The organism is Mesorhizobium sp. M1A.F.Ca.IN.020.03.2.1, from assembly GCF_004023205.1.
GTDB lineage: Bacteria > Pseudomonadota > Alphaproteobacteria > Rhizobiales > Rhizobiaceae > Mesorhizobium.
This window is the reverse complement of sequence record NZ_RZSV01000211.1, coordinates 1-9,664: the sequence shown is the minus strand read 5'-3', so window position 1 is coordinate 9,664 and position 9,664 is coordinate 1. Positions and strand designations below refer to the sequence as shown.

Sequence of the window (9,664 nt, the reverse complement as noted above, 5' to 3'; positions counted from 1 at the left end):
GAATTTGTCGGTGAGGTCGAGTTTCGGCATCTGTCCAGCGACCAATCTTGCTACAACCGGTTTGCCCGGGGTTCCGTGAGTGATCTACAGAATGATCTACACAAAACCACGCGCTTTGTCGATACCGGCTGCGACAGGTCGCGACGGGATGAAACACTAATTAGTTGTTACTCAAAGAATTTTTAGAAATTCAGGCTGTCGCACGCTGATCCAGAAAATCGCATTGGAAACCCTCTGTTAACCGGTTGGTCGCTGGTTCGAATCCGGCCCGGGGAGCCAATCGCCATTGAATTTTACTGAATAAACTTCCGATTCTGCAAGCGCGCGGCGCTGGATCCGGCAGCATGCGGCAACGGTCAAGCCGGGCCGGGTCAGTCTGAGAAAATTTCGTAGTAAAGGATTTCGGCGTCGTCGAGGGACGATCTCCGTCCAGGCGAGATGACGCCGGAGCCGAAGAGAAGAATATCTTCGCGGCGCACGAATACCTCATGGTCGGGTCCCATCGACACAAATGTACCCGACGAGCTTCGCTCGATAAGCAGGGCCTTGCCATTCGAAATGGTGAAGGTCGCGTGGTGCCTTGAGACCCAGGGCCGCTGGATGACGATGTTGCATTCCGGGGATCGGCCGATCGTCACCAATTCGTTGTTTCGGCAGGATCGCAACTGATCTCCATAGCGGATGACCAGATTGATCTGCCGCGGCGGGGCGGAGCGTCTCTCGATAACCGTGCCCCGGCTGACGATTTGCGTACTGAGGGCCCGATCCTCGCTCCCCAGGGTATAGACATCGAAGAGTTCTTGCTTTCCCTTGAAAGCCATTTTGTCGAGGAGCCGCAGGGCACTGCGGCTATCCGCGCAAAGGGCTTCGAAGAAGCTCTGGCTGATCAGCACCTCCCCGGGGTTGGCCGTGGTGGACAACCTTGCGGTGACATTGATAACGTCTCCGAATACCGCGCCCCGCGCGCGAATGACCGCCCCGAAATGCAATCCGATCCGGGCGTGCAACGGCCCTTTCGTCAGTTCGCTGCTGATTTGGAAGACGGCCCTCAGCGCCGCCTCCGAACTGTCGAACAGGCTGAGCACGTCATCGCCCTTCGAGTAAATGAAGTCACCGCCGTGCCGGGCGACGATCTCGCGTATCGCGTCGAGGCAATCCGAGATCTGCTGCAGAGCTGCATCGTCGCCGATGCGCTCATAGAGCGGCGTGCTGCCCACGACATCAGCTAGGAGGACTGCGGCCAGAAGTCTTTCCTGATCCATCGGCTCGTATCCGACCAAGAACGCAACGTATAGCATAAGTCGCCCTCCTTGCCCGCCTGGGAGCCGGGTGCTGTGGCGAGACCACCTTGCACGGACAACCCGGCCTTGTTGCCGCCCTGGCAACTGCACAAGACTTTCCAAGGCTATGACCAAGGCTGCCAAGCGCACGTTGAAGCGCAAGCGGACGATGCGGTCCGGAACAGCATTCCGAAAGCGACGAGAGGATAGCGACGAATAGGCGCGGCATACGGGCCGGTTCAGGGTAATGCTGAGCGGCGCCCGTGAGACGAACGGGTGGAGTGTATCATTTTAATACAATCCTCAATTTGTAGACTCCTGCGATGCATCGGCAGCTAGTGTTCTCCCGTCCAGGCTAGTGGAGGGAAGACCGCGGACCGGGAGGAAAAAGATGTCCATCCAAAAGGAAGACTATCGAACGAACCGAGCCGACTATGCCCTTGCCGCGAAAGGCCAATCGGCCGTTGATGGGGGCCGCAACGAGATTCTGGAAAGAAGAAAGAAGACTCTCTGGCTAAGAGATCCGCGAATCGCCAGATTGGCCGCAAATCCGTGCGAAAGCCTTCCAGGACCAAAACCCAGACCGCGCGGGAATTAGCGACGTTGCTTCACTTATGGATGCGTGCCCCATCATAGCGGCAGGAGCGTATAGCCGGTGCCGTATTTCGTTTCCTAGGCCCGCCGGCTAGGCCCAGCCCTGTTGGCCTGCCCGCTTTGTGAAGACGAAATCACGGACGCGTTCCTTGCTGCTCCAAGTCCTCCGAGTTTTGTAAGTTGTCATGCTGTTTCGCTGCGCGATCGAGATCGCCAACGGTATAGCCGGTGGATTGGATGCGGTAGAGTCACGAACGTTCTGGTCTAGATCTCGGGCTTTGCATCAAAGGGGAGATGGTTCCAGGCCGAGACCTGTGGCCCGCGCCGGCGATCGCGCCTGCAGCGAACCGAGTCTGAGATAGATGGCAGGCACGACGAAGAGGTTCAGAAGCGTTGACGTGATCAGCCCGCCCAGAATGATGATGGCCATCGGATGTTCGATTTCCTGCCCGGGAATGTTGCCGGTGACAACCAGGGGGACGAGCGCAAGACCGGTCGCCAGCGTCGTCATGAGAATGGGCGAAAGGCGTTCACGCGCGCCGCGCAGGACAAGTTCCGGTCCGAAGGGCTCGCCCTCCTCGCGCTCCAGATGCAGGAAATGGTGGATCAGAAGCACCCCGTTGCGGGCCGCGATGCCCAACACCGTCAGGAACCCCACGAGGCCGCCTAGCGAGATGATGCCGTCGCCCAGATACGCGGCGATGACCCCGCCGACCATAGCGGCCGGCAGTGACAGGAAAACCAGGGCAGCGAGCCTCCAGCTTCTCAAGGAGGCCTGCAGCAGCATGAAGATTACGACCGCGGCGACGACAGAGGCATAGACGAGCCTGCTTTGCGCAGCCCTGCGTTCCGCCGCCTCGCCCAGCAGCTGGGCATGATAGCCGAGCGGAAACTCGAACTTGGCCAGGCGCTCCTCAACCTCATGGACGACCGAGCCCAGGTCGCGGTCGCGCACGTTGGCATGCACGTCATGGCGGCGCGAGGCGTTCTCACGTTTTATGGTGCTGGCCACCGGGGCAATCTTGACTTCGGCAACGTCGCCGAGCCGGACCTGACCGCCGTCGGGGGTATCCAGGAGAACGTTCTGTACGTCGTCAAGGCCGCGCCGCGATTTGGGCGTCGACCATACCATGACGTCATACACCTTTCCGATGCGATGAACGTCGCTCACCTCGTGACCGGCGAAGATCACGGCAGCAGCGCGACGAACATCGCCGGGCTTGAGACCCCTGGAAGCCGCCTTGGCGATATCCACGGTGACCTGAATTTGCGGTACCGTCTTCTGCGGCTCCTCGTGTAGGTCAATCAGGCCCTCGATGCCGGTCAGGGCGTCGCGGACCCTCACCGCCTGCTCCCGCAACATCGCCGCGTCAGGCCCGAAAATCCGAACCACTATCGACTCGCCCGACCCGGTGAGCACTTCCTTCACGCGCTCGCGAAGGTAGGTCTGGACGTCGCGATAGATACCGGGATAGCCGCCGACCGTGTCCTGAACCGCTTTCAGGGTCTCGTCATAATCGACCTTCGGATCGACGCTGATCCAGTTCTCCGTGAAGTCGATGCCCACCACCTCGTCGGCCACCAGCGCCCGGCCGATGTGAGCGCCGAAGTTGCGCACCCCGGGAATGGATCTCAGTTCTTTGCTGGCAGCCACCGTCATCCGGTACATCTCTGCATGCGATGTCCCGGGCGGCGTCAGCCAGTGCATGAGGAAGTCACGTTCCTTGAAGGAGGGCAGGAGCGAGGTTCCGAGCAGCGGCCAAACGGCCAATCCCGCGACCACGACGAACGCGGTGATCCCAAAGATCGTGCGAGGAGCCGCGATGATCCGCGACAGCATGGCGGCATAGCCTCGCTGCAACCGCCCGACAAGCGGCGAGACGCGCTCGATCGGCGCTCCTTGAAGCAGGATAAGGCAGAGTGCCGGCGTCACCGTCAGCGCCACGGCCATCGAAGCGAGGAGCGCGATGGAATAGGACGTCGCCAGCGGTACGAAGAAAGTGCCCGACAGACCACCCATGAAGAACACAGGGACGACCGAGATGACGATGATGAGGGTCGCGGCGACGATCGGGCTGCGGATCTCGAGCGATGCTTCCAGGATAACTGATGCCACCGATTTGCCAGCGCCGCTGCGGCGATTCTCGCGCAATCGCCGCGTGATGTTTTCAACGTCGATGATAGCGTCGTCCACCACCGATCCCACCGCCACGACGAAGCCGGCCAGCACCATCGTGTTGATGGTCGTTCCGAGCCAGTAGAGAACAAGTCCCGCCGCGACCAGGGAGAGCGGGATCGCCAGCAGGCTGATGAGCGCCACCCGCCACTCGAACAGGAAGGCGCCGAGAACGCAGACCACCAGGACCGATCCCACCAGCAAGGCCATTGTCAGATTATGGATCGAGAGCTCGATGAACGTCGCCGGGCGGAAGATCTGCAGGTCGACGTCGATGCCCTTGAGGCCGTCCCTCATTTCGGCGAAGGCGGCCTCGACGCCGCGCGTGACCTCCAGCGTATTCGCCCACGGGAACTTCTCGACGATCAGCATCATGCCGGGACCGTCATTGATCACAGCGTCGCCGATCGGCAGCGGTTCCCCCCAGGTGACGTCGGCAAAGTCCGCCAGTACCAGTCGCTCGCCGGCTTTTGACTCGACCGGAATTCTCTTGACGTCCTCCAGCTTCACGCTGGACGCTATGTCGGCGCCGACATACAATCGCTGGTTGTCGGTGTCGATGAAGCCTACGGTCTGGCTCTTGGCTGAGCTCGACATCGGCAGCAGGCCGAAGTCCAGCGCATCGGCCGAAGCCTCCATGACCTCGTTCAGCGTCACGCCGTGTTTCAGCATGCGTGCGGGATCGACCTGGATCTGCAGCTGTTTGAGCTTTTCGCCCCACATCGCCACGTTGGCGACGCCGGGCACGCGCAGCAGGCGGAAGCGAATCTTCCAATAGGCGGTCATCGACAGGTCGAGCTGAGTGAGCTCCTTCGACGAAAGGCCGATCTTCATGGTCCTGCTGGTCGACGACAAGGGCTGCAGCATGACGGGCGGGCTCGAGCCGAACGGCAGTCTGGCCGACGCAAGCTGCACTCGCTCCTGGACGAGCTGCCGGGCGTGCATGATGTCGGTTCCCCGCTTGAAGATCATGACAATGGAGGACAGCGACATCACGCTCTTCGAGCGGATGACGTCGAGTTCCGGTGTGCCGCGCAGTGCATCCTCGAGGGGAATGGTGATCAGCTCCTCGACCTCGGCGGTCGACATGCCGATACCCTCGGTCTGAATCTCCACCAGCGGCGGGGAGAATTCGGGGAAGACGTCCACGGGCATCTTGCGGAACACGTCCAGACCCAGCAGCACCATCAGCGCTGCCGCGGCCAGTACCAGATACCGGTATTTCAGATTCGTGCCGATGATCCAGCGGAACATGGCCCTGTCCTTTGTTCGGATGATTGGACGCCGGCTAACTCAGGCGTTCGCAAGCGACGGAATGTCTTTCACGCCCGCTCAGTGGCCGCCAAACTTCAATTCAACCCCCATCAGCTCGACCGCGCCGACCGACACGACCGGCGTACCGCGCGCTGGTCCGTCCGACAGCACTGCTATGTCGCCAAGGACGCGCTCGACAGCCACTTTTTGGCGGACGAAGACGAGCGGCTCCGGATTGGAGTAGAGCCAGCTGTCCCCGTGCTCGTCATAGACAACCGACGAGTAGGGCACGATCTTCGCCATGCTGCCGCTCTCCGGCGCCTTCATCGCCACGAACGCATGATCGCCTGGCTTGACGCCGCTGCTTGCCTCGAGGAATTCAAAGAACCGCCCGTCGTCCCGGTCCTTCACCGCCACCGGCCGCGCCGTGTAATATTTACCGGAGCGGCCTTGGCCGGTCAGCAGCACGACCACTAGACCGTCCTTATCCTCGTCCGCCGGGTTGGCGACGCCGAAAATCTCGGCAAACTCGTCGTGGTCGCCGGTCTCGTCCTCGTCATCCTCGTCGTCGACAACCGCGATCAACATCTGGCTCGCCGCGTCCACAGGCACCTTGATCAGGGATTGCCGTGCTTGGCCGCTTTCACCGGCCGGCGCGATGGAAGCCGTCTCCGTAATTGCATTCACCGACGGTTCACCGCTCGCAATCTCGACCTGGGCGTTCATCATCATCCACCGCTTGGCCGTCTCCTCCCGCAGCGCTTCGGTCTGGATGCTCAGTCGTTTGGCAGCCTGTTCGGTCAGAACCACGCGTGGAAATGGGGAACCTGCGACCTCTACCAGCTTGGCAGGCGCGCCTGCGGGCGACTCCGCGACCGCGAGGGGTCCCGTGGCAACCACGACGAAAGCCACACCGGCGACGAGGGATGACTTAAGAAAAAGCCTATTGCGAAGCATGTGCAACTCCTCCAAGGCGTCGTGAAACCGGGCCGGAATGGAGCATCATGGCCGGTAGGACGAACAGATTGATCAGGACTGAAATGACTGCGCCTGCGATCACGACCCATCCCATTGGATGCAAAATCTCCAGACCGGCGGCGCTGCCCATGACCACTGCGGGAAGGAAGGCGAGGCAGGTGACCAGCGTGCTCGTCAGCATAGGCGCAAAGCGCTCGCGCGCGGCCGCCGCGACACGGTCCGGCCAGGATTCGTCACCCTCCCCGGTCTGATCGACGCGGCTGGCCAGAACCAGACCGTTGCGGAGTGCAAGCCCGAGGACGGCGAGAAGTCCGGCAAGCGCCCCAACCGAAACGGTGCCCGTTACCGCCACGAGGATCGCCGCGACGCCACCCGACACTGCCACCAGCGAAAGGAACATGCCGGTCGCCAGTCGCCAGCTTTGCAGCGCCGCCTGCAGCAGGAAGAAGATCAGCACTGCCGCCGACGCTGCGAAGAGCGTCACCTGCAGCATGGCTGCACGGCTCTCGGCATACTCGCCCCGAACGTAGGCATGGTATTCGAAGGGGAGCTGCACCTTCTTGAGCTCTGCCGCCACGTCTTCCGCCACTGCCGTGACGCTGCGGCCTGCGACGCTGGCGTGAACGTCCATGCTGCGCGTGACGCCGTCACGCTCGATGGTGCTCAACTGCGGCACCATCCGCACCTCGGCGATATCGCCAAGGCGTGTATGCGGGCGATCAGGCGTTTCGATCAGAAGATTCTCGACGTCGGCGATGCTGCTTCGTGCGTTGGGAGCCCCCCAAACGACCACTTCGAAGACCTTTTGCTGCTCGAACAGATTGCCAACCTCGAGCCCGGCGAAGACCGTCGCTGCCGCGCGCCGGATGTCTCCCGGTTTCAGTCCACGTGCGGCAGCCTCCGCAACGTCGACCTTGACCTCGATTTCGGGCGAGAAAGCGTTCTTGTCGATGCGTACGGAGTTGATGCCGTCAACGGCGGCGATTCTCGCCGCGACGAGCTTTGCCTGCTCTTCAAGCACGGCCGTCTCGGCCCCTTCGATGCGGACCACCACTGGTTCGCCGGCGTCGGCGAAGATCCGCCCGGCCGTACTGGCCAGATAGCCTTCAACCTTCACCTCGAGGTCCGCGAAGCCTTCCATCGTGTCGCGAATTTGCGACAGTGCGGCGGCTCGGTTCCCCCGCTCGTCGAGCCCAATCCAGAGCTGCCCGGATTCGATGCCGGTGACCTGGTCGCCCGTGATGGCCCTGCCGAGATGGCCAGCGACAGAGCTGACTCCATCGATTGCGCGGACTTCGGATTCCAGTCGCGCCATCGTGCGGATCATGGCGGGCAAGGATGCACCCGGCGCGGCCTTGAACGAAACGCGGACGGTGCCTTCGTCAAAGGACGGCGACGGCGACCACTTCAGGGCGGGCGTCGCCGCGAGTAGCGCCAACACTCCGAGACCCACGATCGCATAGGCAGGACCGGTCGTCGCCGAGAACCTCCCCAGCAGCCGCCCATAGGCCGCACCGAACAGCCGCGCCACCACAGGTTCGGACCTGTTTCCTGCTGCGCTGCCCGAACGGAAAAAAACCATCGCGAGGGCGGGCGCCGCCAAGAGCACGACGACCATGGCAGCGGCCACCGTGACGCCATAGGCCTGAGCCAGCGGCCGGAAGAATGCCGCGGTTTCGCCGTCGAGTCCGAGTATCGGAGCGACCGCCAGCAGACCGATCACCGCTGCATAGATCATTGGCTTGCCGATTTCGCCGATCGCATCGAATAGAGGCGCGGCGAGCGGACGGCCGCCACCGGCACGAAGGCGTCGCCCGAGGGCCTCGGCAGCCACTACCGCAGTGTCGACCACGAGGGAAAGCGCGGCCGCGAGGCCGGCCAGGTGGATCAGGTTGAAGATCGGGCTGCTGAAATAGAGAGCGACAAGTGCCGCGACATACGACAGGACGATCGCGACGACGGCGACGCTCGCCGTGCCGACCGGCGTCAAGGACAGGAAGAGGGCTACGGACACGACCACCATGGCGGCGATCACCATCCGGACCAGATTGGCCAAGGCGCTGTCGACATAGTCGGAGGCGCGGTAGAGGGAGGCGTCGATGTCGATGCCCGGCATGCCTTGGCTCAACTCCGCGAGCGCAGCTTCGACCCCCGCTACGACCGCTTTGGTGTCGACGTTGGGAAGCTTCTCGACGACGAGGATGAGGCCAGGCTGTCCGTTGATCATCGCATCGCCGATCAGCGGCGGATGGCCTTCGACGACCTCGGCCACGTCTCCTAGCCTGAGCGCGGAAGACGGGACAGCAACCTTCGTCAGGTCGCTGGCCTTGCTGATCGGTTGCACATGCTGGATGCCGAGCCTCTGGTTCGGCGTGTCGATCCAGCCTCCGCTTCCGAGTACTGACGCTTCCAGATAACTGAGCGGCGAGACCCAGAGCGAATCCCCGGCGCTCTCTACGGCTTCATCGAGCGAGACGCCTGCCGATTCGAGGCGCTGAGGTTCGATTTGCACCTGAAGCTGGCGAGCGCGCTGGCCCCAGATCGCGACGTTGGCGACGCCCGGCACGCTGAGCAGCTTCGGCGTCATCGTCCACCGGGCCAGCACCGACATGTCGATCAGCGACACGGTCTTGGACGACAGTCCGACGATCATGGCGCGGCCTGCCGCCGACTTCGGCTGCAGCATGGTGGGCGGCTTCGAGACATTGGGCAGGGCCCAAGCCATCGTAAGACGCTCCTGCACCATTTGTCGGGCTTTCATCGGATCCATGCCGGGCTCGAAGGTGAGCAACACCGAAGCCATCCCCGGCACCGACTTGGAATGAATTGATTTGAGGAACGGCGTCGCGGTCAGAATCTCTTCGAGATTGATGGTCACCAGGCTTTCCACTTCGCCTGTCGACAAGCCGAGCGCCTCGGTCTGCACCTCCACGACCGGCGCCCCGAACTCGGGAAGAGCATCGGTTTTGGCCTTGGGAAGCAGAACGGCACCCGCCGCTACCAAGAGTAGCGCGGCTGCTAGGACCAGATGCCGAAATTCGAGACTCAGCTTGACGAGCGTTTGCAGCACGGCAACCCCCCGCGATTCCGCGGCGCGCGAAAGCGCGCCTGCGACAGATCAGAGACAGTCCCAAAGCGTATCATGCGGGAGGGCGCCGCATAATTAATCAATATTGCAAGGCGCTATTACCGTATATCCGGCGGGTCTCTAACTTTTGGAGTAGAGAAATAGTTCATACAAATTTATTAGGATAGCCACTCACGCCGTGAGTGCTCGCGTCGGTTGCATGCGCGTGTGTCTGTTTCCAGCGAAAGGCTGGACGTGCTCTGGCGCAATTTGCCTCGGTCGGGGAGTGCCCGAATATTGATTCGAGGAAGGCGA

4 protein-coding genes are annotated in these 9,664 nt (G+C 62.1%); all 4 read right to left on the bottom strand.

What is annotated here, in order from left to right; translation table 11 throughout:
- Positions 1-371 precede the first annotated feature (371 nt).
- The 4 genes from EOA79_RS25360 to EOA79_RS25340 all read right to left on the bottom strand — a co-directional run bounded on the left by EOA79_RS25360 (position 372) and on the right by EOA79_RS25340 (position 9,352).
- Positions 372-1,262 carry an FHA domain-containing protein gene (locus EOA79_RS25360; RefSeq protein ID WP_164748161.1) on the bottom strand — a complete coding sequence of 297 codons (891 nt, stop codon included), beginning with the start codon at positions 1,260-1,262 and terminating at the stop codon, positions 372-374.
- Positions 1,263-2,157: 895 nt separating this feature from the next.
- The gene (locus EOA79_RS25350) at positions 2,158-5,304 is read right to left on the bottom strand and encodes an efflux RND transporter permease subunit (protein ID WP_095825622.1); all 3,147 of its coding nucleotides are present in this window, start codon (positions 5,302-5,304) and stop codon (positions 2,158-2,160) included.
- Between the two features lie 78 nt (positions 5,305-5,382).
- On the bottom strand, positions 5,383-6,261 hold the full coding sequence (locus EOA79_RS25345) for a hypothetical protein (protein WP_127214972.1): 879 nt from the start codon (positions 6,259-6,261) through the stop codon (positions 5,383-5,385).
- Positions 6,248-9,352, bottom strand: a complete 3,105-nt coding sequence (locus tag EOA79_RS25340; protein ID WP_095825623.1) for an efflux RND transporter permease subunit — start codon at positions 9,350-9,352, stop codon at positions 6,248-6,250. Before EOA79_RS25340 ends, EOA79_RS25345 begins: the two co-directional genes overlap by 14 nt.
- Positions 9,353-9,664 lie beyond the last annotated feature (312 nt).